The 22008-nt window shown below is 66.4% G+C and carries 31 protein-coding genes; 2 read left to right on the top strand and 29 right to left on the bottom strand.

Features of this window, described 5'->3' with window-relative positions; genetic code table 11:
- The 27 genes from ABZS51_RS37860 to rpsL all read right to left on the bottom strand — a co-directional run.
- The coding region (locus ABZS51_RS37860) for a nucleoside monophosphate kinase (protein ID WP_355451721.1) at positions 1-362 on the bottom strand (362 nt) is incomplete at its 3' end.
- Entirely contained in the window at positions 362-1672 is a 1311-nt protein-coding gene (gene secY / locus ABZS51_RS37855) for a preprotein translocase subunit SecY (protein WP_310708509.1), read from the bottom strand. The genes ABZS51_RS37860 and secY, both read right to left, overlap by 1 nt.
- A gap of 170 nt (positions 1673-1842) precedes the next feature.
- Positions 1843-2298, bottom strand: a complete 456-nt coding sequence (gene rplO / locus ABZS51_RS37850) for a 50S ribosomal protein L15 (RefSeq protein ID WP_355451718.1) — start codon at positions 2296-2298, stop codon at positions 1843-1845.
- A gap of 2 nt (positions 2299-2300) precedes the next feature.
- A complete protein-coding gene (gene rpmD / locus ABZS51_RS37845) occupies positions 2301-2483 on the bottom strand; it encodes a 50S ribosomal protein L30 (protein WP_080043226.1) in 183 nt (60 codons plus the stop codon).
- A gap of 2 nt (positions 2484-2485) precedes the next feature.
- Positions 2486-3115 (bottom strand): 30S ribosomal protein S5, encoded by a 630-nt coding sequence (gene rpsE / locus ABZS51_RS37840; RefSeq protein WP_049572667.1) that lies wholly within the window; start codon positions 3113-3115, stop codon positions 2486-2488.
- A 27-nt stretch (positions 3116-3142) separates the two neighbouring features.
- The gene (rplR, locus tag ABZS51_RS37835) at positions 3143-3526 is read right to left on the bottom strand and encodes a 50S ribosomal protein L18 (protein WP_355451715.1); all 384 of its coding nucleotides are present in this window, start codon (positions 3524-3526) and stop codon (positions 3143-3145) included.
- Between the two features lie 2 nt (positions 3527-3528).
- A complete protein-coding gene (gene rplF, locus ABZS51_RS37830) occupies positions 3529-4071 on the bottom strand; it encodes a 50S ribosomal protein L6 (RefSeq protein ID WP_310708514.1) in 543 nt (180 codons plus the stop codon).
- 16 nt (positions 4072-4087) lie between these two features.
- Complete coding sequence (rpsH, locus tag ABZS51_RS37825; protein ID WP_310708515.1) at positions 4088-4486, bottom strand: 30S ribosomal protein S8; 399 nt, start codon at positions 4484-4486, stop codon at positions 4088-4090.
- A gap of 189 nt (positions 4487-4675) precedes the next feature.
- Complete coding sequence (locus tag ABZS51_RS37820) at positions 4676-4861, bottom strand: type Z 30S ribosomal protein S14 (RefSeq protein WP_310708516.1); 186 nt, start codon at positions 4859-4861, stop codon at positions 4676-4678.
- 2 nt (positions 4862-4863) lie between these two features.
- Positions 4864-5439 (bottom strand): 50S ribosomal protein L5, encoded by a 576-nt coding sequence (gene rplE / locus ABZS51_RS37815; protein ID WP_310708517.1) that lies wholly within the window; start codon positions 5437-5439, stop codon positions 4864-4866.
- Positions 5439-5732: a 50S ribosomal protein L24 gene (gene rplX, locus ABZS51_RS37810; protein ID WP_310708557.1), complete on the bottom strand. Its 294-nt coding sequence runs from the start codon at positions 5730-5732 to the stop codon at positions 5439-5441. The genes rplE and rplX overlap by 1 nt, the downstream gene beginning before the upstream one ends.
- 11 nt (positions 5733-5743) lie before the next feature.
- The gene (rplN, locus tag ABZS51_RS37805; RefSeq protein WP_026214151.1) at positions 5744-6115 is read right to left on the bottom strand and encodes a 50S ribosomal protein L14; all 372 of its coding nucleotides are present in this window, start codon (positions 6113-6115) and stop codon (positions 5744-5746) included.
- A 183-nt stretch (positions 6116-6298) separates the two neighbouring features.
- Complete coding sequence (gene rpsQ, locus ABZS51_RS37800) at positions 6299-6595, bottom strand: 30S ribosomal protein S17 (RefSeq protein ID WP_310708519.1); 297 nt, start codon at positions 6593-6595, stop codon at positions 6299-6301.
- Positions 6588-6824 (bottom strand): 50S ribosomal protein L29, encoded by a 237-nt coding sequence (rpmC, locus tag ABZS51_RS37795; RefSeq protein WP_080047279.1) that lies wholly within the window; start codon positions 6822-6824, stop codon positions 6588-6590. Before rpmC ends, rpsQ begins: the two co-directional genes overlap by 8 nt.
- Positions 6824-7243, bottom strand: a complete 420-nt coding sequence (gene rplP, locus ABZS51_RS37790) for a 50S ribosomal protein L16 (protein ID WP_253768403.1) — start codon at positions 7241-7243, stop codon at positions 6824-6826. The genes rpmC and rplP overlap by 1 nt, the downstream gene beginning before the upstream one ends.
- 2 nt (positions 7244-7245) lie before the next feature.
- Positions 7246-8097: a 30S ribosomal protein S3 gene (gene rpsC / locus ABZS51_RS37785; protein WP_355451708.1), complete on the bottom strand. Its 852-nt coding sequence runs from the start codon at positions 8095-8097 to the stop codon at positions 7246-7248.
- Positions 8097-8450: a 50S ribosomal protein L22 gene (gene rplV / locus ABZS51_RS37780; protein ID WP_148036781.1), complete on the bottom strand. Its 354-nt coding sequence runs from the start codon at positions 8448-8450 to the stop codon at positions 8097-8099. Before rplV ends, rpsC begins: the two co-directional genes overlap by 1 nt.
- Positions 8451-8478: 28 nt before the next feature.
- A complete protein-coding gene (gene rpsS, locus ABZS51_RS37775; protein WP_310708523.1) occupies positions 8479-8757 on the bottom strand; it encodes a 30S ribosomal protein S19 in 279 nt (92 codons plus the stop codon).
- An 11-nt stretch (positions 8758-8768) separates the two neighbouring features.
- The gene (rplB, locus tag ABZS51_RS37770; protein WP_310708524.1) at positions 8769-9605 is read right to left on the bottom strand and encodes a 50S ribosomal protein L2; all 837 of its coding nucleotides are present in this window, start codon (positions 9603-9605) and stop codon (positions 8769-8771) included.
- 106 nt (positions 9606-9711) lie between these two features.
- Positions 9712-10014, bottom strand: a complete 303-nt coding sequence (gene rplW / locus ABZS51_RS37765; RefSeq protein WP_020542309.1) for a 50S ribosomal protein L23 — start codon at positions 10012-10014, stop codon at positions 9712-9714.
- The gene (gene rplD, locus ABZS51_RS37760) at positions 10014-10676 is read right to left on the bottom strand and encodes a 50S ribosomal protein L4 (protein WP_355451703.1); all 663 of its coding nucleotides are present in this window, start codon (positions 10674-10676) and stop codon (positions 10014-10016) included. The genes rplW and rplD overlap by 1 nt, the downstream gene beginning before the upstream one ends.
- The gene (gene rplC / locus ABZS51_RS37755; RefSeq protein ID WP_148439698.1) at positions 10673-11326 is read right to left on the bottom strand and encodes a 50S ribosomal protein L3; all 654 of its coding nucleotides are present in this window, start codon (positions 11324-11326) and stop codon (positions 10673-10675) included. The genes rplD and rplC overlap by 4 nt, the downstream gene beginning before the upstream one ends.
- A gap of 14 nt (positions 11327-11340) precedes the next feature.
- Complete coding sequence (gene rpsJ / locus ABZS51_RS37750; protein WP_030912931.1) at positions 11341-11649, bottom strand: 30S ribosomal protein S10; 309 nt, start codon at positions 11647-11649, stop codon at positions 11341-11343.
- Between the two features lie 271 nt (positions 11650-11920).
- A complete protein-coding gene (tuf, locus tag ABZS51_RS37745; protein ID WP_175587904.1) occupies positions 11921-13114 on the bottom strand; it encodes an elongation factor Tu in 1194 nt (397 codons plus the stop codon).
- 166 nt (positions 13115-13280) lie between these two features.
- Positions 13281-15380, bottom strand: a complete 2100-nt coding sequence (gene fusA / locus ABZS51_RS37740; protein WP_310708526.1) for an elongation factor G — start codon at positions 15378-15380, stop codon at positions 13281-13283.
- A 39-nt stretch (positions 15381-15419) separates the two neighbouring features.
- The gene (rpsG, locus tag ABZS51_RS37735; protein ID WP_055505082.1) at positions 15420-15890 is read right to left on the bottom strand and encodes a 30S ribosomal protein S7; all 471 of its coding nucleotides are present in this window, start codon (positions 15888-15890) and stop codon (positions 15420-15422) included.
- A 2-nt stretch (positions 15891-15892) separates the two neighbouring features.
- Positions 15893-16267: a 30S ribosomal protein S12 gene (gene rpsL, locus ABZS51_RS37730; RefSeq protein ID WP_020542315.1), complete on the bottom strand. Its 375-nt coding sequence runs from the start codon at positions 16265-16267 to the stop codon at positions 15893-15895.
- Positions 16268-16736: 469 nt separating this feature from the next.
- Between rpsL and ABZS51_RS37725 the strand changes: the two genes are divergently transcribed.
- Together ABZS51_RS37725 and ABZS51_RS37720 are read left to right on the top strand one after the other, a co-directional pair.
- Positions 16737-17438, top strand: coding sequence for a DUF2975 domain-containing protein (locus ABZS51_RS37725; protein WP_355451698.1), 702 nt, complete (start codon positions 16737-16739; stop codon positions 17436-17438).
- Positions 17438-17671 carry a helix-turn-helix transcriptional regulator gene (locus ABZS51_RS37720; protein ID WP_310708529.1) on the top strand — a complete coding sequence of 78 codons (234 nt, stop codon included), beginning with the start codon at positions 17438-17440 and terminating at the stop codon, positions 17669-17671. Before ABZS51_RS37725 ends, ABZS51_RS37720 begins: the two co-directional genes overlap by 1 nt.
- Positions 17672-17801: 130 nt before the next feature.
- On the opposite strand, the gene ABZS51_RS37715 is transcribed toward ABZS51_RS37720, so the two are convergent.
- Both ABZS51_RS37715 and ABZS51_RS37710 read right to left on the bottom strand, forming a co-directional pair.
- Positions 17802-21677, bottom strand: a complete 3876-nt coding sequence (locus tag ABZS51_RS37715; protein WP_355451695.1) for a DNA-directed RNA polymerase subunit beta' — start codon at positions 21675-21677, stop codon at positions 17802-17804.
- A gap of 17 nt (positions 21678-21694) precedes the next feature.
- The coding region (locus tag ABZS51_RS37710; protein WP_355451692.1) for a hypothetical protein at positions 21695-22008 on the bottom strand (314 nt) is incomplete at its 5' end.

The following is a 22008-nucleotide window of genomic DNA, read 5'->3' as shown; positions in this document are numbered from 1 at the left end:
ACCACCTCGTCGTCGTCGACCACGAGCTCCAGCACCAGGTCGAGCGCCAGCCCCCAGTCCTTGAGCATGTCGCGCAGGATCTCGGCCTGCGGGACGTTGCGGGGGAAGCCGTCGAGCAGGAAGCCGTCCTGCGCGTCGTCCTCGGAGAGACGGTCACGGACCATGGCGATGGTCACCTCGTCGGGCACCAGGTCGCCGCGGTCCATGTACGTCTTGGCCAGCTTGCCGAGCTCCGTGCCGCCCGAGACGTTGGCACGGAAGATGTCACCTGTCGAGATCTTCGGGATGGACAGGTTGGATGCGATGTACTGGGCCTGCGTCCCCTTTCCCGCTCCGGGGGGCCCTACCAGAACGAGACGCACTACCGCAGGAAGCCTTCGTAGTTACGCTGCTGCAGCTGGCTCTCGATCTGCTTCACCGTGTCCAGGCCGACACCAACCATGATCAGAATGCTCGTCCCTCCGAACGGGAAGTTCTGGCTCGCACCGGCCACCGCCAGCGCGACGATCGGGACCATGGCGATCAGACCCAGATAGAGCGCGCCGGGCGCGGTCAGACGGGTGAGCACGAAGTTCAGGTATTCAGCCGTCGGCCGGCCCGGGCGGATGCCCGGAATGAACCCACCGTACTTCTTCATGTTGTCGGCCACTTCAGGGGGGTTGAAAGTGATGGACACGTAGAAGTACGTGAAGAACACGATCAGCACGAAGAACGTGATCATGTACGTGGGGGTGGTGCCGCCGGCCAGGTTCTGCGCGATCCACTGGACCACCGCGTTCGGGTTGGCGGTGTTGGCGAACAGCGACGTGATGAGCTGCGGAAGGTAGAGCAGCGACGAGGCGAAGATGACCGGGATGATGCCGGCCTGGTTGACCTTCAGCGGGATGTAGGTCGAGGTGCCGCCGTACATCCGCCGGCCGACCATCCGCTTGGCGTACTGCACCGGGATGCGGCGCTGAGCCTGCTCGACGAAGACCACCGCGGCGATCATGAAGATACCGACGATCATGACGACCGCGAAGGTGAACTTGTTGGCCTGGAAGATGCTGGCCAGCTCCGACGGGAACACCGACACGACGGAGGTGAAGATCAGGATCGACATGCCGTTGCCGACGCCGCGGTCCGTGATGAGCTCGCCCAGCCACATGATCACGGAGGTGCCGGCCGTCATGATGACGACCATCGTGATGATCTGGAAGATGTCGTTCGGGTTGAGCAGCACGTCCTGCTGGCAGTTCGGGAACAGCTGACCGGAGCGCGCGAGCGCGATGAAGGCCGTGGACTGGAGGACGCCGAGGCCGATCGTCAGATAACGCGTATACTGCGTGATCTTGGTCTGGCCTGCCTGCCCCTCCTTCTTGAGTGCCTCAAGACGAGGAATCACGACAACGAGCAGCTGCAGGATGATGCTCGCCGTGATGTACGGCATGATGCCGAGGGCGAACACCGACAGCTTCAGAAGCGCGCCGCCACTGAACAGCTGCACCATTCCATAGATGTTGCCGGAGGCTCCGTTACGCGCCTCCTGGAAGCAGTTCGCCAGATTCTCGACGTGAACGCCCGGAGTCGGAAGAACCGAGCCAAGACGGAACAGCGCGATGATGCCCAGAGTGAAGAGCAACTTCTTGCGCAGGTCCGGCGTCCGGAACGCCCGGGTAAACGCGGTCAGCACGGTCCCTCCTGCGCGCCTATAAGGCGATGTGAGTATGCGATGGTGCGGGGATCTGCCATCTGAAGTCTCAAGTCAAACGAGCCGGACAGAAGCCTGCCGTCTCGCGAACTCTAACGCACTACGGGCGTGGGAGCCCATTGTCAGGGCCCCCACGCCTCGTCATAGCGTATTTACAGCTCGGTAACGGAGCCACCGGCCGCGGCGATCTTCTCCTTGGCGGCGGCCGAGAAGGCGTGAGCCTGCACGTTCACCGCGACGGAGATCTCGCCGGTGCCGAGCACCTTCACGAGCTGGTTCTTACGGACAGCACCCTTGGCGACCAGCGTCTCCACGGTGACCTCGCCACCGTCGGGGAACAGCTCGCCGATCCTGTCCAGGTTGACGACCTGGTAGGACGTCTTGAACAGCGCGTTGGAGAAGCCCTTGAGCTTCGGCAGACGCCTCTGCAGCGGCACCTGGCCACCCTCGAAGCCGAGGGGCACCCCGGTACGGGCCCGCGAGCCCTTGGTGCCGCGACCGGCCGTCTTGCCCTTGGAGCCCTCGCCACGACCCTTGCGGATCTTGGACTTGTTGGCGCCGGGAGCAGGACGCAGGTCGTGAATCTTCAGCGGAGCCTTGTCAGTCATGACTAGTCGACCTCTTCCACCTCGACGAGGTGCGTCACCACGGAGACCATGCCACGAATCTCGGGCCGGTCCTCCTTGACGACGACGTCGCCGATTCGCTTCAGGCCAAGCGAACGCAGCGAGTCACGCTGGTTCTGCTTGCCACCGATCTTCGAGCGAACCTGAGTGATCTTCAGGCGTGCCATGACTAGCTCACCGCCTTCGCCGCGGCGGCCTCCGCGATGCCCTCGCGCTGAGCCTTGAGCATCCGGGCCGGAGCGACATCCTCGATCGGCAGGCCACGGCGGGCGGCGATCTCCTCGGGCCGGGACAGGCCCTTCAGAGCAGCCACGGTGGCGTGCACGATGTTGATCGGGTTGTCGGAGCCGAGCGACTTGGAGAGCACGTCATGGATGCCCGCGCACTCCAGGACCGCGCGCACCGGGCCACCGGCGATGACGCCGGTACCGGCCGAGGCGGGACGCAGGAAGACGACGCCGGCCGCCTCCTCGCCCTGCACGGTGTGCGGAATCGTGCCCTGGATGCGAGGCACCTTGAAGAAGTGCTTCTTCGCCTCTTCGACGCCCTTGGCGATGGCCGCGGGCACTTCCTTTGCCTTGCCGTAACCGACGCCGACCAGGCCGTTGCCGTCACCGACGACAACGAGGGCGGTGAAGCTGAAGCGACGACCACCCTTCACGACCTTGGCCACTCGGTTGATCTTCACTACGCGCTCGATGTACGAGACGCCCTTGTCGGCGGCGCCACCGCGGCGATCGTCACGACGGTCCCGCCGCTCGCCACCGGTGCCGCCACCGCGACGCGGAGCTGCAGCCATCAGTGGTTCCTCATCTCAGTAGCCATATCAGAACTCGAGCCCGCCTTCGCGGGCGCTGTCCGCCAGGGCAGCGATACGCCCGGCGTAGCGGTTGCCACCGCGGTCGAAGACGACAGCGGTGATCCCGGCTTCCTTGGCCCGCTGAGCGAGGAGCTCGCCGACCTTCTTCGCCTTCTCGGTCTTGTCCGCCTCGAGCGTGCGCAGCGAGGCGTCCATGGTGGACGCGCTCACCAGCGTGTGGCCGGCGGTGTCGTCCACGATCTGGACGAACATGTGACGGGTCGAGCGGTTGACGACCAGGCGGGGACGCGCAGTCGTGCCGACGACGTTCTTGCGGACGCGGCGGTGACGGCGGGCCCGCGAGACGGTGCGGGCAGCCGTGTGCTTGCTGAACGCAGTCTTCGGAGCCATGCCTACTTACCAGCCTTTCCGACCTTGCGGCGGATCTGTTCGCCCTGGTAACGCACGCCCTTGCCCTTGTACGGGTCAGGCTTGCGCAACTTGCGGATGTTGGCGGCGACCTCGCCGACCTTCTGCTTGTCGATGCCGTCCACGTGGAACAGGGTCGGCTTCTCGACGCGGAAGGTGACGCCCTCGGGGGCGTCGACGATGACCGGGTGACTGAAGCCCAGTGCGAACTCCAGCTGCGTCGGGCCCTTGGCCTGGACGCGGTAACCGACGCCCACGATCTCCAGGGTCTTGGAGTAACCCTGCGTGACGCCCTGCACCATGTTGGCGATGAGGGTGCGAGACAGGCCGTGCAGCGCGCGGACCTTGTTCTCGTCGTTGGGGCGGGTGACGGCGACAGCGCCGTCGTCGTCCCGAGCCACCGAAATGGGCTCGGCGACCGAGTGAGTGAGCGTGCCCTTCGGTCCCTTGACCTGGACATCCTGGCCGGTGATCGTGATGTCTACGCCACTGGGCACAGGGATGGGCAGCCGTCCGATTCGCGACATGCTGTGTTACTCCCTTCTACCAGACGTAGGCGAGGACTTCCCCGCCCACACCACGCTTGCCGGCCTGCTTGTCGGTCATGAGGCCGGCGGACGTCGAGATGATCGCGACGCCGAGCCCGCCCAGGACCCGAGGCAGGTTGTCCTTCTTCGCATAGACCCGCAGACCGGGCTTGGAGACCCGGCGCAGGCCCGCGAGCGACCGCTCACGGGTCGGCCCGAACTTGAGCTCCACCACGAGGCTCTTGCCCACCTTGGCGTCCTCGACGGCCCAAGACTGGATGTAGCCCTCCTGCTGGAGGATCTCGGCGATGTGCGCCTTGATCTTCGAATACGGCATAGTCACACTCTCGTGGTACGCCGAGTTCGCATTGCGCAGACGCGTCAACATGTCTGCGATGGGGTCGGTCATCGTCATGGCCAGTGGCCTTCCTCGCCGCGGTTTCCAGTCGGCGAAGCATCGAGTGCTTCTGCACCGCTCTGCCGGTGGACCTTCGGCGTGGTCATGGGTGCTCTCGGCGAGAGCGCCCTGGGTTTGTCAGCGTTTCGCTTGCTATGTACGGCCGGCAGCCCGCGGGGGCGACGTCACGCCGCCCCCACAGGGTAACTACCAGCTGGACTTGGTGATGCCAGGCAGCTCGCCCCGGTGCGCCATCTCACGGAAGCAGACGCGGCACAGGCCGAACTTCCTGTAGACGGCGCGGGGACGACCGCAGCGCGTGCACCGGGTGTAGCCCCGGACCTCGAACTTCGGCTTGCGATTAGCCTTGGCGATCAGCGACTTCTTCGCCATGATCAGGCCTCCTTGAAGGGGAAGCCGAGGAGCTTCAGCAGCGCCCGGCCCTGGTCGTCGGTCTTCGCGGTGGTCACGATCGTGATGTCCATGCCCCGCGGCCGGTCGACCTTGTCCTGGTCGACCTCGTGGAACATGACCTGCTCGGTCAGACCGAACGTGTAGTTGCCGTTGCCGTCGAACTGCTTCGGCGACAGGCCGCGGAAGTCACGGATGCGGGGCAGCGCCAGCGACAGCAGCCTGTCGAGGAACTCCCACATGCGGTCGCCGCGAAGCGTGACGTGCGCGCCGATCGGCATGCCCTCGCGCAGCTTGAACTGGGCGATGGACTTGCGGGCCCGGACGACGGCCGGCTTCTGGCCGGTGATCACGGTGAGGTCGCGAACGGCGCCCTCGATGAGCTTCGAGTCGCGAGCCGCCTCGCCGACACCCATGTTGACCTTGATCTTCACCAGGCCGGGGATCTGCATGACGTTCTCGATGCCGAAGTCCTCGCGAAGCTTGGCCGCGATCTCCTCGCGGTACTTCGTCTTGAGGCGCGGCGTCGGGCGCTCGGTCTCAGTGGTCGTGGCAGTCATCAGCTGTCCTCACCCGTCTCGTCGGCCTTCTTCTCGTCGGCCTTCTTGTCGGCGGGCTTGTCGTCCTTGAGCTTCTTCACGTTGCTCACGTGGATGGCGGCCTCCATGGTCTGCACGCCGCCGGTCTTGGCGCCGCGCGGACCCTGGTGGGTCTCCTTCGTGTGCTTCTTGATCATGTTGACGCCCTCGACCACCACGCGGTCCCTGTCCGGGAGGGTGGCGATGACGTGACCCTTGGCGCCCTTGTCCTTGCCGGCGATGACCTGGACGAGGTCGCCCTTCTTCACGTGCAGCTGCTTGGGCATTACAGCACCTCCGGCGCGAGCGAGATGATGCGCATGAACTTCTTGTCGCGCAGCTCACGGCCGACCGGGCCGAAGATACGAGTGCCACGAGGGTCACCGCTGTCCTTGATGATGACGGCGGCGTTCTCGTCGAAGCGGATGTAGGAGCCGTCGGGCCGGCGGCGCTCCTTGACCGTGCGGACGATGACGGCCTTGACCACGTCGCCCTTCTTGACGCCTGTGCTGCCCGGCAGCGCGTCCTTGACAGTGGCGACGATGACGTCGCCGATACCGGCGTAGCGTCGGCCCGAACCGCCGAGAACGCGGATGCAGAGAATCTCCTTGGCACCCGTGTTGTCGGCGACCTTGAGCCGCGACTCCTGCTGGATCACGATTACTCCTGTTAGTCGCGCCGGTTCTCATCGCTGAGCCTGGCGGAACCCGTCTGTTTCTTGGTCCTCCGGCCACAACTCCGCAGAGCCGCACCGCAGGCGACGAGGGAAGCTCCCACGTCCTTGGACACCGTCATGGGGGGTGTCTCCACCCCCCACGAGGCGCGGTATATCCGAGAAGGGTTACTTGGCCTTCTCGAGGATCTCGACGACCCGCCACCGCTTGGTGGCGGAGAGCGGACGAGTCTCCATCAGAAGCACACGGTCGCCCACGCCACAGGCGTTGGACTCGTCGTGCGCCTTGTACTTGGTCGTACGGCGGATGACCTTGCCGTACAGACGGTGCTTGACGCGGTCCTCGACGGCGACGACGACGGTCTTGTCCATCTTGTCGCTGACGACCAGGCCCTCACGGACCTTGCGGAAGTGCCGCGAGTCGTCGTTCGTCTCGGTGGTCTCGGTGGTCTCGGTCTCAGCCATCGCTCGTCTCCTTCTCGACCGTGACGATGCCGAGCTCACGCTCGCGCATCACGGTGTAGATACGGGCGATCTCGCGGCGGACAGCACGCAGCCGCCCGTGGCTCTCCAACTGACCGGTCGCCGCCTGGAAGCGGAGGTTGAACAGCTCCTCCTTGGCTTCCTTGAGCTTCTGGACCAGGGTGTCCTGGTCCTCCACCCGCAGCTCGCCGGCGGTCAGGCCCTTAGCCATCACGCCTCACCCACTTCACGCTTAACGATCTTGCACTTCATCGGGAGCTTGTGGATCGCGCGCTGAAGCGCCTCGCGCGCGACCGGCTCCGCCACGCCGGACAGCTCGAACATCACGCGTCCGGGCTTGACGTTGGCGATCCACCACTCGGGGGAGCCCTTGCCGGAACCCATGCGGGTCTCGGCCGGCTTCTTGGTGAGCGGACGGTCGGGGTAGATGTTGATCCACACCTTGCCGCCACGACGGATGTGGCGGGTCATGGCGATACGAGCCGACTCGATCTGGCGGTTGGTCACGTAGGAGTGCTCAAGCGCCTGAATGCCGAACTCGCCGAACACGACCCTGGTGCCGCCCTTGGCGGCTCCGCTGCGGTCAGGCCGGTGCTGCTTGCGGTGCTTGACCCTGCGCGGGATCAGCATGGTCAGCTCCCTTCAGCACCCGGCTGCGCAGCCGGGCCGGTCTCGGGGGCAGCCTGCGCGGCCGCCTCAGTCCTGGGGGCACGGTCACCACGGCCGCCACCACGGCGGGCGCCACCGGCGCCACCACCGCGACGGGGACGGTCGCCGCCGCCGCCACCCCTACGGTCGTCACGCTCGCGACGCTGGCCGGCGCGGGCACCGGCAGCGGCCGCCTCGCGCTCGGCGCGGCTCGTCGGAGCCTCGCCCTTGTAGATCCACACCTTCACGCCGATGCGGCCGAAGGTGGTACGGGCCTCGTAGAAACCGAAGTCGATGTCCGCGCGCAGCGTGTGCAGCGGCACACGACCCTCGCGGTAGAACTCCGACCTCGACATCTCAGCGCCGCCCAGACGGCCGGAGCACTGGACACGGATGCCCTTGGCGCCGGACTTCATGGCGGACTGCATCGCCTTGCGCATGGCACGGCGGAACGAGACACGGCTGGACAGCTGCTCGGCCACGCCCTGCGCGACGAGCTGCGCGTCGATCTCCGGGTTCTTGACCTCGAGGATGTTGAGCTGGACCTGCTTCTTGGTCAGCTTCTCCAGGTCGCCACGGATACGGTCCGCCTCGGCGCCGCGCCGGCCGATCACGATGCCGGGACGCGCGGTGTGGATGTCCACCTGCACGCGGTCCGTCGTGCGCTCGATCTCGACCTTGGAGATGCCGGCCCGCTCCATGCCCTTCTGCAGCATGCGGCGGATCGCCACGTCCTCGGCGACGTACGACTTGTACAGCTTGTCGGCGTACCACCGGCTCTTGAAGTCGGTCGTGATGCCGAGGCGGAACCCGTGCGGGTTAACCTTCTGGCCCACTATCGGGTCCTTCCCTTCGGCTCGCGGGACTCCACGATCACAGTGATGTGGCTCGTCCGCTTGTTGATCCGATAGGCGCGACCCTGTGCACGCGGACGGAACCGCTTCAGCGTCGGGCCCTCGTCGACCCACGCCCGGCTGACGACGAGCGTCTGCGGGTCGAGGTCGAAGTTGTGCTCAGCGTTCGCCACGGCGCTGCTGAGCACCTTGTAGATAGGCTCGCTCGCCGACTGGGGAGCGAACTGCAGCACGGCCTGCGCCTCCGAAGCGGGCAGCCCGCGAATAAGGTCCACCACGCGGCGGGCCTTCTGGGGCGTGACGCGGACGAACCGCGCCTGAGCCCTGGCTTCCATCGCTTACTCCTCTTACTTCTGAAGGCTGCTATCGCCGGCTGCGGCGGTCTTCCTTGACGTGGCTGCGGAAGGTGCGCGTCGGGGCGAACTCTCCCAGCTTGTGGCCGATCATCGCCTCGGTGACGAACACCGGCACGTGCTTGCGGCCATCGTGAACGGCGATCGTGTGCCCGAGCATGTCAGGCACGATCATGGAGCGCCGCGACCACGTCTTGATGACGTTCTTGGTGCCCTTCTCGTTCTGGACGTCGACCTTCTTCTGAAGGTGCTCGTCCACGAAGGGACCCTTCTTAAGGCTACGTGGCATTTCGGCTGCTCCTACCGCTTCTTCCTCTTGCTCCGACGACGGATGATCAGCCGGTCGCTGGACTTGTTGGCCTGGCGGGTGCGGCCCTCGGGCTTGCCCTTGGGGTTCACCGGGTGGCGACCACCAGAGGTCTTGCCCTCACCACCACCGTGCGGGTGGTCGACGGGGTTCATCGCGACACCGCGGACGGTCGGGCGCTTGCCCTTCCACCGCATACGGCCGGCCTTGCCCCAGTTGATGTTGGCCTGCTCGGCGTTGCCGACCTGGCCGACCGACGCCCGGCAACGCACGTCGACCATGCGCATTTCACCGGACGGCATACGCAGGGTGGCGTACTGGCCTTCCTTGGCGAGCAGCTGGATCTGGGCGCCCGCGGAGCGGCCGAGCTTGGCGCCGCCGCCCGGACGGAGCTCCACCGCGTGGATGAAGGTACCCGTCGGGATGTTGCGCAGCGGCAGGCAGTTGCCCGGCTTGATGTCGGCAGCGGGGCCGTTCTCGATGCGGTCGCCCTGCTTCAGGCCGGTCGGCGCGATGATGTAGCGCTTCTCGCCGTCGGCGTAGTGCAGCAGAGCGATGTTGGCGGTGCGGTTGGGGTCGTACTCGATGTGAGCGACCTTCGCCGGAATGCCGTCCTTGTCATGCCTACGGAAGTCAATGATCCGGTAGGCGCGCTTGTGACCGCCGCCCTGGTGGCGCGCGGTGACCCGGCCGTGTACGTTGCGGCCGCCCTTGTTGTGAAGGGGCGCAAGCAACGACTTCTCGGGCGTGCTGCGCGTGATCTCGGAGAAGTCCGAGACACTCGAGCCGCGGCGACCCGGAGTCGTCGGCTTGTACTTACGGATGCCCATCTTTTTCGTTCATCCTTCGTCGGTTACATGGGTGAGCCCGCCGCACCGAAGTGCGACGGTCTCAAGCCCTTCACGGGCCTCGCGACCCGCTCTCTTTCTGTGGCTGCTAGCCGATCTGACCGAAGATGTCGATCCGATCGCCCTCGACCAGGCTCACGATCGCGCGCTTGGTGTCGGGACGCTTGCCGTAACCGGTGCGGGTGCGCTTGCGCTTGCCCTGCCGGTTGATCGTGTTCACGCTGGTGACCTTGACCCCGAAGATCTGCTCAACGGCGATCTTGACCTGGGTCTTGTTCGCGGTCTTCTTCACCAGGAACGTGTACTTGTTGTTCTCATCGATCAGGCCGTAGCTCTTCTCGGAGACGACCGGCTTGATGATGACGTCGCGCGGGTCGGCGATCTTCTCCATCAGGCGTCTTCCTTCTCACTCTGAGCTGCCGCCTGAGCCGACAGCCGCGCCACGACCTGGTCGTAGGCCTCACGGGTGAAGACCACGTCGTCGTTGCAGAGCACGTCGTAGGTGTTGAGCTGCCCGGCGTCCAGCAGGTGGACCTCCGGGGCGTTGCGCAGGCTCAGCCAGGTGCGCTGGTCAGCCTCGTCCACGACGAGGAGGACGGACCTGGACTGCGTGATGTTACGCAGGGCCTGCAGCGCCGCCTTGGTCTTCGGGGTCTCCCCCTCGACCAGGCCGCTCACCACGTGCACGCGACCGCCGCCGGCCCGGTCCGAGAGGGCCCCGCGCAGGGCGGCGGCCTTCATCTTCTTGGGCGTGCGCTGCGAGTAGTCGCGCGGCACCGGGCCGTGGACGACGCCACCACCGGTGAACTGCGGGGCGCGGGTCGAGCCCTGACGGGCGCGGCCGGTGCCCTTCTGGCGGTACGGCTTCTTGCCGCCGCCGCTGACCTCACCACGGGTCTTGGCCTTGTGGGTGCCCTGCCGGCGAGCGGCGAGCTGGGCCACGACCACCTGGTGGATCAGAGGAATGTTGACCTTGGCGCCGAAGATGTCTTCGGGGAGGTCGACGGTGCCCGCCTTGGCGCCGCTGGCGTCGAGGACGTCAATGCTGGTCACTTGGCAGCCCCCTTCTTTGCAGCGGTGCGGACGAGGACCAGGCTGCCGTTGGCGCCGGGGATCGCACCCTTGATGAGGATGAGTCCCTTCTCGGCGTCGACGGCGTGAACCTTGAGGCTCTGCACAGTGGTGCGGACGTTACCCATCCGACCAGCCATGCGCAGACCCTTGAACACGCGGCCCGGGGTGGCGCAGCCACCGATGGAACCCGGCGAGCGGTGCTTGCGCTGCGTACCGTGCGACGCACCCAGACCACCGAAGCCGTGCCGCTTCATGACACCGGCGAAGCCCTTGCCCTTGCTCTTGCCCGTCACGTCGACGAACTGGCCGGCCTCGAAGGTGTCGGCCAGCAGCTCCTGGCCCAGGGTGTAGTCGCTCGCGTCGTCGGTGCGGATCTCCGCGAAGTAACGGCGCGGGGTGATGTCGTGCTTGCGCAGGTAGTCGCCGAGCGGCTTGTTGACCTTCCGGGGGTCGACCTGCCCGAAGCCGAGCTGAACGGCGGAGTAGCCGTCCTTCTCCGCGGTGCGGACGCGGGTCACCACACACGGACCGGCCTCGACCACGGTGACCGGTACGAGCCGGTTGTCCGCGTCGAAGACCTGGGTCATGCCGAGCTTCTTGCCCAGGACGCCCTTGATCGTCTTAGCCATGTCAGTGTGATCCCTCAGAGCTTGATCGAAATGTCGACGCCCGCGGGGAGGTCGAGCCGCATGAGCGAGTCGACGGTCTTGGGCGTCGGGTCGATGATGTCAATCAGCCGCTTGTGCGTGCGCATCTCGAAGTGCTCGCGGCTGTCCTTGTACTTGTGCGGCGAGCGGATGACGCAGTACACGTTCTTCTCGGTCGGCAGCGGCACCGGGCCCGCGACCTTCGCACCAGTCCGCGTCACCGTCTCGACGATCTTCTTGGCCGAAACGTCGATGACCTCGTGGTCATAGGCCTTGAGCCGAATGCGGATCTTCTGTCCCGCCATAGTGGCCTCGGTGTCCTTCGCTGTCGTCTGAAAAAGTATCGTGCGGCCTGTTGCCGCTGATCGGTCGCGGGCGTGAACCCGCATGGCCCCACGTGACAGACGCAGATGATCTGCCGTTTCTTCCGTGATCCGGCAGTTACTTCGGTCACTGCCGAAGCCACTGCGAGATCACGGCGTTGCGTGGGACCTGGACGGAGCCTCACGGCTCCGGCCTGTCGTGGTGCGGCGGCCGGCCCCAGATAGGAGGGCCGGCCACCGCCCCGCGATCGCGCTACTTGATGATCTTCGTGACCCGACCGGCGCCGACGGTGCGGCCACCCTCACGGATCGCGAACTTCAGGCCTTCCTCCATGGCGATGGGCTGGATCAGCTCAACGCGCATTTCGGTGTTGTCGCCCGGCATGACCATCTCGGTGCCCTCGGGGAGGTGCACGACACCGGTCACGTCAGTCGTACGGAAGTAGAACTGCGGGCGGTAGTTGTTGAAGAACGGCGTGTGGCGGCCGCCCTCGTCCTTGGACAGGATGTAGACCTGGCCCTCGAACTCGGTGTGCGGGGTGGTCGTGCCCGGCTTGATGATGCACTGGCCGCGCTCGACGTCGTCGCGCTTGATGCCGCGGAGCAGCAGCGCGGCGTTGTCGCCCGCGTGACCCTCGTCGAGCATCTTGTTGAACATCTCGATGCTGGTGACGGTGGTGGTCGTCTTCTCCGGCTTGATGCCGATGATGTCGACCTGCTCGTTGACCTTGACGATGCCGCGCTCGATACGGCCGGTGACGACCGTGCCACGACCGGTGATCGAGAACACGTCCTCGACCGGCATGAGGAACGGCTTCTCCGTCTCACGGGGCGGCTCGGGCACGTTCTCGTCGACGGCGTTCATCAGCTCGATGATGCTGTCGGCCCACTTCTCGTCGCCCTCAAGAGCCTTGAGCGCGGAGACGCGGACGACCGGCAGGTCGTCGCCGGGGAACTCCTGAGCGGACAGGAGCTCACGAACCTCGAGCTCGACGAGCTCCAGGATCTCCTCGTCGTCCACCATGTCGGACTTGTTGAGGGCCACGACGATGTAGGGGACGCCGACCTGGCGGGCCAGGAGGACGTGCTCCTTCGTCTGCGGCATCGGGCCGTCGGTGGCGGCGACCACGAGGATCGCGCCGTCCATCTGAGCGGCACCGGTGATCATGTTCTTCACGTAGTCGGCGTGACCGGGGCAGTCCACGTGGGCGTAGTGGCGCTTCTCGGTCTGGTACTCGACGTGCGCGATGGAGATCGTAATGCCGCGGGCCTTCTCCTCAGGCGCCTTGTCGATCTTGTCGAACGGCGTAGCCTGGTTCAGCTCGGGGTAACGGTCGTGGAGCACCTTGGTGATCGCCGCGGTCAGCGTGGTCTTACCGTGGTCGATATGCCCAATGGTGCCGATGTTCATGTGCGGCTTGTTCCGCTCGAACTTGGCCTTGCCCACTGGCTTCTCTCCTTGAGAATCTGACTGACTTTCGTCTGCACACTCGGGCCCGGGTCTTCCCGAACCCCTAGGCGGCGGGGCGGCTCGCACCACCCCGCCAGAGGCCGAGGCCTCTTCAACGGCCGGACGCCGGCGAACCGGCGCCCCGCCTGGTGGGGTCCCGGGACTATTCGCCCCGGGCCTTCGCGACGATCTCCTTGGCGATGCCCGGAGGCACCTCCGAGTAGGAGTCGAACTGCATGCTGTAGCTCGCGCGCCCCTGCGTCTTGCTACGCAGGTCACCAACGTAGCCGAACATCTCAGACAGCGGCACGAGCGCCGTGACGACGCGGGCGCCGGCCCGCTCGTCCATGGACTGGATCTGTCCGCGGCGACCGTTGAGGTCACCGATGACGTCACCCATGTAGTCCTCGGGCGTGGTGACCTCGACGGCCATCATCGGCTCGAGGAGCACGGCGTCCGCCTTGCGCGCGGCCTCCTTGAAGGCCATCGAGCCAGCGATCTTGAACGCCATTTCCGAGGAGTCGACGTCGTGCGCGGCACCGTCGGTCAGCGTCACCTTCACGCCCACCATCGGGTAGCCGGCCAGCACGCCGAACTCGGCGGCCTCCTGAGCGCCCGCGTCGACCGAGGGGATGTACTCCCTCGGGATGCGGCCACCGGTGACCTTGTTCTCGAACTCGTAGCCGTCGTTGCCTTCGCCCAGCGGTTCGAGGTTGATGATCACCCGCGCGAACTGACCGGAACCACCGGTCTGCTTCTTGTGGGTGTAGTCGAGCTTCTCCACCTTGCGGCGGATGGTCTCGCGGTAGGCGACCTGAGGACGGCCGACGTTGGCCTCGACCTTGAACTCGCGGCGCATCCGGTCGACCAGGATCTCCAGGTGGAGCTCGCCCATGCCCCAGATGACCGTCTGACCGGTCTCCTCGTCACGGCGGACCTGGAAGGACGGGTCCTCCTCGGCCAGCCGCTGGATGGCGGTGGAGAGCTTCTCCTGGTCACCCTTGGTCTTGGGCTCGATGGCGACGTTGATGACCGGGGCCGGGAACGTCATCGACTCGAGCACGACCTGGTGGGTCGGGTCGGACAAGGTGTCGCCGGTGGTGGTGTCCTTCAGACCCATCACGGCGACGATCTGACCGGCGATCGCCGTCGGGCGCTCTTCGCGCTTGTTGGCGTGCATCTGGTAGATCTTGCCGATCCGCTCCTTCTTCCCCTTCACAGAGTTGACAACCTGTGAACCGGTCTCGAGCGTGCCCGAGTAGATGCGGATGTAGGTGAGCTTGCCCAGATGCGGGTCGCTGGCGATCTTGAAGGCCAGAGCGGAGAACGGCTCGGTCGGGTCCGCGTGACGCTCGATCACCTCTTCCTCCTTGCCGACCGCGTGGCCCTTGAAGGCCGGGATGTCGGTCGGGGCGGGGAGGTAGGCGACGATCGCGTCGAGCAGGGGCTGCACGCCCTTGTTCTTGAACGCGGTGCCGCAGAGAACCGGGTTGATGGCGCTGGCCAGCGTGGCGCGGCGGATGGCCGCGATCAGCTGCTCCTCGGTGGGCTCGGTGCCCTCGAGGAAGAGCTCCATCAGCTCGTCGTCGTTCTCGGCGACGGTCTCGATGAGCCGGTCGCGCCACTCACGGGCGGCCTCGGCGTGGTCGGCCGGGATGTCGACGGTGTCGTACATCTCGCCCTTCGCCGCCTCGGCGCTCCAGATGAGGGCCTTCATCTTGATGAGGTCGATGACGCCCTTGAAGTCGGCCTCAACGCCCCACGGAAGCTGGATGACCGCCGGGGTCGCACCCAGACGGTTGACCATCATGTCGACGCAGCGGTGGAACTCCGCGCCGACACGGTCCATCTTGTTCACGAAGCAGATGCGGGGAACTTCGTAGCGGTCAGCCTGGCGCCACACCGTCTCCGACTGCGGCTCGACACCAGCGACACCGTCGAACACGGCGACCGCACCGTCGAGGACGCGGAGCGAACGCTCCACCTCGATCGTGAAGTCGACGTGACCCGGGGTGTCGATGATGTTGATGGTGTGACCGAGCCACTCGCAGGTCGTCGCGGCCGACGTGATCGTGATGCCGCGCTCCTGCTCCTGCTCCATCCAGTCCATCGTGGCAGCGCCCTCGTGGACTTCACCGATCTTGTAGTTGATGCCGGTGTAGAACAGGATGCGCTCGGTCGTGGTGGTCTTGCCCGCGTCGATATGGGCCATGATCCCGATGTTGCGGACCTTGGCCAGGTCAAGAGCGGTCGTGGTGGCCACTTCTCTCGCGTCCTCGTCGTCTCGTCGAACCCGCCGGGGTTACCAGCGGTAGTGGGCGAAGGCCTTGTTGGACTCGGCCATCTTGTGGGTGTCCTCGCGCTTCTTCACGCTCGCCCCGAGGCCGTTGCTGGCGTCGAGGAGCTCGTTCATGAGGCGCTCGGTCATGGTCTTCTCGCGGCGGGCGCGGGAGTACTGCACCAGCCAACGCAGGGCCAGGGTGGTGCTGCGCGCGGCGCGCACCTCGACCGGCACCTGGTAGGTCGCGCCACCGACGCGGCGGCTGCGGACCTCGAGAGTCGGCTTGACGTTGTCGAGCGCGCGCTTGAGGGTGACGACCGGGTCGTTGCCCGTCTTGTCCCTGCAGCCCTCGAGGGCGCCGTAGACGATCGACTGCGCGATGGAGCGCTTGCCGTCCAGGAGCACCTTGTTGATCAGGGCGGTGACCAGCGGCGAACTGTAAACCGGGTCAGCCATGAGCTGACGACGGCCAGGAGAACCCTTGCGAGGCATTGTTAGCTCTTCTCCTTCTTCGCGCCGTAGCGGCTACGGGCCTGCTTGCGGTTGCGGACACCCTGGGTGTCAAGCGAGCCGCGGATGATCTTGTAGCGAACACCCGGCAGGTCCTTCACACGACCGCCACGCACGAGCACGATGGAGTGCTCCTGCAGGTTGTGACCCACACCGGGGATGTAGGCCGTGACCTCGATGCCGTTGGTGAGCCGAACACGGGCCACCTTGCGCAGTGCCGAGTTGGGCTTCTTCGGGGTCGTGGTGTACACGCGCTGGCAGACGCCGCGGCGCTGCGGACTCCCCTTGAGGGCAGGAGTCTTGGTCTTTGAGACCTTGTCCTGCCGGCCCTTGCGGACCAACTGCTGAATAGTGGGCACTGCCACTCCGTTTCGTGCCTTGGCCGGTGTACGTCAAGTTGTGCGATTCGCAGGTACTGCCGGTGTCATGACCTGCTGTTTTTGCCTCCCCCCGCGCCCCCGCGGTCGGGCGTGTCGCGCTGTTCGCACAGACACATCCCCGTGGGTTACGAGCCAGGAAGCCGTCCCGCGCTCCCGAAACGAGCGCACGGTCGAGAGCCCGCATAGTAACGGGCACGATGCTCAAGACTACCTAGGTCGCTGCGACACGTCAAAACGGCGCGGCAAACCAGACAAGGCTTGCCACTCCGGATCGCAGCGGCCATCTCATCAAGGCCCGGACTACTGCTCCGCAGCCATGATATCCGCCCCGCGCCGTGCTTCGTCGCGCTTCCCGTCACACCGGCCACCGGAATTCCGTTGACTTCGTATCGACTTTCGATACCATCGGCTTTCGATAATATCGCAGAACGATATGGAGCGGAGCTTCATGCCTTCCCGTAAAGCGTCCCATCTGCGGTGGACGGCGATCACGGTGCGCGTCCTGCTCGCGCTCCTCGCCGCCGTGACGGCGTACGAGATCGGTCGCGCGGCCGTGACCGGCGGCGAGAACGCCTTCTCCGACCGGGGCAACCAGAGCCTGGTGTGCGCGCCGTCGCCGGGCCTCACGAGTGTGGCGGGGAACGTCACGGAGGATCCGGCCATGCTCGCGGCCGTCAAGGACATCAAGGCACCCCCCTTCCACCTCTTCCCCCTGGCGAAGGGCGTCGAGGTCATGGAGCCCCTGCCGGAGCTCTGCAGGGACGACTCCTCGTTCGGCACCCAGCTCCTGTACCAGAGCTCCCGGTTCGCCACCACGCTCGTGCTGCTCGCGGCGCTCCTCCTGCTCGAACGGCTGATCCGGGCGGCCCGGCGGGAGGGCGGGTTCGATGAGGCGGTCGTCAGGCGCCTGCGGCTCCTCGGCGTCTTCCTGGCCGCCGGTACGCTCGTGTCGTCGCTCTACACGACGATCGCCGAGACCGGCCTGGCCCGGTCGATGGTGGCCGGCGCCCTCAGGAGGCCCTGGGAGCTCGCCCTGGTCAACTGGGCCTTCCCCTGGGCGTACCTGGTCGCCGGGGTCGGCCTCGTCGTGATGGCGAAGGTCGTCCGCGTCGGAGCGTCCATGCGCGAGGAACTCGAAGGAACCGTCTGATGCCACCCGAGGACAGCTCCGAGCACGCCATCGAGGTCCACCTGGACCGGCTGCTCGAAGAGCGCGGCATGACGCTGGTGGAGCTGGCCGACAAGGTCGGGATCACGAACGTGAACCTGTCGATCCTCAAGAACAACCGGGCCAAGGCGATCCGCTTCTCGACCCTGGCCAAGATCTGCGAGGTGCTCGGCTGCCAGCCGGGCGACCTGCTGTCCTTCACCCCGCCCCGGTAGCCCCGCCCGCCGCCCTTCTCCGCGGGGGCGGGAGCGGCCGCGGGCATGAGACATCCCCCTGAAAACGCGGGCGCGCCCGGGGCCTCCAGTGGAGGCGCCCGGGCGCGTCACGTACGGGACGGGTCCCGAACTACCGGTTGTACTGGCCGAAGTCGTACTCCTCCAGCGGCACGGCCTCGCCGCTGCCGGTGCCGAAGGTGTAGTCGGCCGCGGAGCCGTCGTAGCCGCCCACGGTGTACATGGCGGCCTTGGCCTCCTCGGTCGGCTCGACCCGGATGTTGCGGTACTGGGGCATGCCCGTACCGGCCGGGATGAGCTTACCGATGATGACGTTCTCCTTCAGGCCCAGGAGCGAGTCGGACTTGGCGTGGATCGCCGCGTCCGTCAGGACCCTGGTCGTCTCCTGGAAGGAGGCCGCCGACAGCCACGACTCGGTGGCGAGCGACGCCTTCGTGATGCCCATGAGCACCGGACGGCCGGCGGCCGGCGAGCCGCCCTCCGCCACCGTCTCGCGGTTCATCAGCTCGAAGCGCGGGCGCTCCACGAGCTCACCGGGCAGCAGGTCGGTGTCACCGGACTCCAGCACGTTCACGCGCTTGAGCATCTGCCGCACGATGATCTCGATGTGCTTGTCGTGGATCGACACACCCTGCGACCGGTAGACCTGCTGGACCTCCGCCACCAGGTGCAGCTGCACGGCCCGCGGGCCGAGGATGCGCAGCACCTCGTTGGGGTTGACGGCACCGGCGACCAGCTGCTGGCCGACGCCGACGTGCTGGCCGTCGGTGACGAGCAGGCGCGAGCGCATCGAGACCGGGTAGGCGATCTCCTCCGAACCGTCGTCCGGCGTGATGATGAGCTTCCTGGCCTTGTCGGTCTCGTCGATGCGGACCCGGCCCTCCGCCTCGGAGATCGGGGCGACACCCTTGGGGATGCGCGCCTCGAACAGCTCCTGGACTCGGGGCAGACCGTGCGTGATGTCGGCACCGGCCACACCACCGGTGTGGAAGGTACGCATCGTCAGCTGCGTGCCCGGCTCACCGATCGACTGGGCGGCGATGATGCCGACCGCCTCGCCGACGTCCACCAGCTTGCCGGTGGCCAGCGACCGGCCGTAGCAGGTCGCGCAGACACCGATCTTCGCCTCGCAGACGAGCGCGCTGCGGGTGCGGACGGTCTCGATGCCGGCCGCGACCAGCGCGGTCACGTGGTTGTCGTTGATGTCGACACCCTCGGCCGCGATGACCTTGCCGTCGACCACGACGTCCTCGGCCAGGATGCGGCCGTGCACGTTGGACTCGGCGTTCTCGGCCTTGACCAGGTTGCCCGACGCGTCGCGCTCGCCGACGTGCAGCGGGACCGCGCGGTCGGTGCCGCAGTCGATCTCGCGCACGATGACGTCCTGCGCCACGTCCACCAGACGACGGGTCAGGTAACCCGAGTCGGCGGTCCGCAGAGCGGTGTCGGCGAGACCCTTCCGCTGACCGTGGGTGGAGATGAAGTACTCCAGCACCGACAGGCCCTCGCGGAACGAGGCCTTGATCGGACGCGGGATCGTCTCACCCTTGGTGTTGGACACCAGGCCACGGATGCCGGCGATCTGACGCACCTGCATCTTGTTGCCTCGGGCGCCGGAGTTGACCATCATCCAGACCGGGTTGGTCGCCGGGAAGGCGTTGACCATGTCGGTCTCGACGTCGGCCGTCGCGTGCGTCCAGATCTCGATGAGCTCCTGACGGCGCTCCTCGTCGGTGATCAGACCACGCTCGTACTCACGCTGCACCTTGTCGGCGCGGCGCTCGTAGTTCTCCATGATGTCGGACTTGTTCGGCGGCGCGACGACGTCGTCGATGGCGATCGTGACGCCGGAACGGGTCGCCCAGCGGAAGCCCGCGTCCTTGAGCGCGTCGAGCGAGTTGGCGACCTCGACCTTGGGGTAGGTCTCGGCCAGCTCGTTCACGATCGTGGACAGCTGCTTCTTGCCGACCTGGAAGTTGACGAACGGGTAGCTCGCGGGCAGCGTCTGGTTGAACAGGCACCGGCCGAACGTCGTCTCCAGACGGATCGGGTCGCCCTGCTCCCAGCCCTCCGGCGCGACCCACTCACGCGGCGGAAGGACGTCCTTCAGCCGGATCTGGATCTTCGCCTGGATCTCCAGCTCGCGACGGTCGAAGGCCATCTGCGCCTCGGCGATCGAGCCGAAGACCCGGCCCTCGCCGACCGCGCCGTCCTTCTGCGTGGTCAGCCAGTACAGGCCGATGACCATGTCCTGGGTGGGCATCGTCACGGGCTTGCCGTCGGCCGGCTTGAGGATGTTGTTGGTCGAGAGCATCAGGATGCGTGCCTCGGCCTGGGCCTCGGCCGACAGCGGCAGGTGCACGGCCATCTGGTCGCCGTCGAAGTCCGCGTTGAACGCGGTGCAGACGAGCGGGTGGATCTGGATGGCCTTGCCCTCGACCAGCTGCGGCTCGAACGCCTGGATGCCGAGACGGTGCAGCGTCGGTGCGCGGTTGAGCAGCACCGGGTGCTCCGTGATGACCTCTTCCAGCACGTCCCACACCACGGGGCGGGCGCGCTCGACCATCCGCTTGGCCGACTTGATGTTCTGCGCGTGGTTGAGGTCCACGAGCCTCTTCATCACGAACGGCTTGAACAGCTCCAGCGCCATCTGCTTGGGCAGACCGCACTGGTGCAGCTTCAGCTGCGGGCCGACGACGATGACCGAACGGCCGGAGTAGTCGACTCGCTTGCCCAGCAGGTTCTGGCGGAAGCGGCCCTGCTTGCCCTTCAGCATGTCGCTGAGGGACTTCAGCGGACGGTTGCCGGGACCGGTGACCGGGCGACCGCGACGGCCGTTGTCGAACAGCGCGTCCACGGCCTCCTGGAGCATCCGCTTCTCGTTGTTCACGATGATCTCGGGCGCGCCGAGGTCGAGCAGACGCTTGAGGCGGTTGTTCCGGTTGATGACCCGGCGGTACAGGTCGTTCAGGTCGGAGGTCGCGAACCGGCCACCGTCGAGCTGCACCATCGGGCGCAGGTCCGGCGGGATGACCGGGATGCAGTCGAGCACCATGCCGCGCGGCGAGTTGGTGGTGTTGAGGAACGCCGACACGACCTTGAGCCGCTTGAGGGCGCGGGCCTTCTTCTGGCCCTTGCCGCTGCGGATCGTCTCGCGCAGGTTCTCGGCCTCGGCGTCGAGGTCGAAGCTGATCAGGCGGTCCTGGATCGCCTGCGCGCCCATGCCGCCCTTGAAGTAGCGGCCGAAGCGGTCGCGCATCTCGCGGTAGAGCAGCTCGTCGCCCTCGAGGTCCTGGACCTTGAGGTTCTTGAAGCGGCTCCAGACCTCGTCCAGCCGGTCCAGCTCGCGCTGGGCCCGGTCGCGGAGCTGACGCATCTCGCGCTCGGCGCCCTCGCGGACCTTGCGGCGCTGGTCGCCCTTGGCGCCGGCGGCCTCCAGCTCGCCCAGGTCGGACTCGAGCTTCTTCTGCCGGGCCTCGACGTCGGCGTCGCGGCGCTGCTCGATGTGCTGCCGCTCGACGGAGATCTTCGCCTCCAGCGAGGGCAGGTCACGCTCACGCATCTCGGTGTCGACCTGCGTGATCATGTACGCCGCGAAGTAGATGACCTTCTCCAGGTCCTTCGGGGCGAGGTCGAGCAGGTAGCCGAGGCGCGACGGGACGCCCTTGAAGTACCAGATGTGCGTGACGGGGGCGGCCAGCTCGATGTGGCCCATCCGCTCACGGCGCACCTTGGCCCGGGTCACCTCGACGCCGCAGCGCTCACAGATGATGCCCTTGAACCGGACGCGCTTGTACTTGCCGCAGTAGCACTCCCAGTCGCGGGTCGGACCGAAGATCTTCTCGCAGAAGAGCCCGTCCTTCTCCGGCTTGAGGGTGCGGTAGTTGATGGTCTCCGGCTTCTTGACCTCGCCGTGCGACCACTGGCGGATGTCGTCGGCCGTGGCCAGGCCGATCCTGAGCTCGTCGAAGAAGTTGACGTCTAGCATTGTGTGCGATCTCCCCCTCAGACTTCTTCCACGCTGCTCGGCTCACGCCGGGACAGATCGATACCGAGCTCCTCCGCGGCGCGGAAGACGTCCTCGTCGGTGTCGCGCATCTCGATCGACATGCCGTCGCTGGACAGCACCTCGACGTTGAGACAGAGCGACTGCATCTCCTTGATGAGCACCTTGAAGGACTCGGGGATGCCGGGCTCGGGAATGTTCTCGCCCTTGACGATGGCCTCGTAGACCTTCACGCGGCCGAGGACGTCGTCGGACTTGATGGTCAGGAGCTCCTGCAGGGCGTAGGCGGCGCCGTAGGCCTCCAGCGCCCACA

Source organism: Nonomuraea sp. NPDC005501 (assembly GCF_040605905.1).
Taxonomy (GTDB): Bacteria; Actinomycetota; Actinomycetes; order Streptosporangiales; family Streptosporangiaceae; genus Nonomuraea.
This window is presented reverse-complemented; position numbering and strand designations above follow the sequence as displayed.

Coding starts and splice junctions, on each gene's coding strand:
- rplO (WP_355451718.1), bottom strand. CDS start 2,298: ATGACTGACAAGGCTCCGCTGAAGATTCACGACCTGCGTCCTGCTCCC.
- rpmD (WP_080043226.1), bottom strand. CDS start 2,483: ATGGCACGCCTGAAGATCACTCAGGTTCGCTCGAAGATCGGTGGCAAG.
- rpsE (WP_049572667.1), bottom strand. CDS start 3,115: ATGGCTGCAGCTCCGCGTCGCGGTGGCGGCACCGGTGGCGAGCGGCGG.
- rplR (WP_355451715.1), bottom strand. CDS start 3,526: ATGGCTCCGAAGACTGCGTTCAGCAAGCACACGGCTGCCCGCACCGTC.
- rplF (WP_310708514.1), bottom strand. CDS start 4,071: ATGTCGCGAATCGGACGGCTGCCCATCCCTGTGCCCAGTGGCGTAGAC.
- rpsH (WP_310708515.1), bottom strand. CDS start 4,486: ATGACGATGACCGACCCCATCGCAGACATGTTGACGCGTCTGCGCAAT.
- ABZS51_RS37820 (WP_310708516.1), bottom strand. CDS start 4,861: ATGGCGAAGAAGTCGCTGATCGCCAAGGCTAATCGCAAGCCGAAGTTC.
- rplE (WP_310708517.1), bottom strand. CDS start 5,439: ATGACTGCCACGACCACTGAGACCGAGCGCCCGACGCCGCGCCTCAAG.
- rpsQ (WP_310708519.1), bottom strand. CDS start 6,595: ATGGCTGAGACCGAGACCACCGAGACCACCGAGACGAACGACGACTCG.
- rpmC (WP_080047279.1), bottom strand. CDS start 6,824: ATGGCTAAGGGCCTGACCGCCGGCGAGCTGCGGGTGGAGGACCAGGAC.
- rplP (WP_253768403.1), bottom strand. CDS start 7,243: ATGCTGATCCCGCGCAGGGTCAAGCACCGCAAGCAGCACCGGCCTGAC.
- rplV (WP_148036781.1), bottom strand. CDS start 8,450: ATGGAAGCCAGGGCTCAGGCGCGGTTCGTCCGCGTCACGCCCCAGAAG.
- rpsS (WP_310708523.1), bottom strand. CDS start 8,757: ATGCCACGTAGCCTTAAGAAGGGTCCCTTCGTGGACGAGCACCTTCAG.
- rplB (WP_310708524.1), bottom strand. CDS start 9,605: ATGGGCATCCGTAAGTACAAGCCGACGACTCCGGGTCGCCGCGGCTCG.
- rplW (WP_020542309.1), bottom strand. CDS start 10,014: ATGGAGAAGATCGCCGACCCGCGCGACGTCATCATCAAGCCGGTCGTC.
- rplC (WP_148439698.1), bottom strand. CDS start 11,326: ATGGCTAAGACGATCAAGGGCGTCCTGGGCAAGAAGCTCGGCATGACC.
- rpsJ (WP_030912931.1), bottom strand. CDS start 11,649: ATGGCGGGACAGAAGATCCGCATTCGGCTCAAGGCCTATGACCACGAG.
- rpsG (WP_055505082.1), bottom strand. CDS start 15,890: ATGCCTCGCAAGGGTTCTCCTGGCCGTCGTCAGCTCATGGCTGACCCG.
- ABZS51_RS37725 (WP_355451698.1), top strand. CDS start 16,737: ATGCCTTCCCGTAAAGCGTCCCATCTGCGGTGGACGGCGATCACGGTG.
- ABZS51_RS37720 (WP_310708529.1), top strand. CDS start 17,438: ATGCCACCCGAGGACAGCTCCGAGCACGCCATCGAGGTCCACCTGGAC.
- ABZS51_RS37715 (WP_355451695.1), bottom strand. CDS start 21,677: ATGCTAGACGTCAACTTCTTCGACGAGCTCAGGATCGGCCTGGCCACG.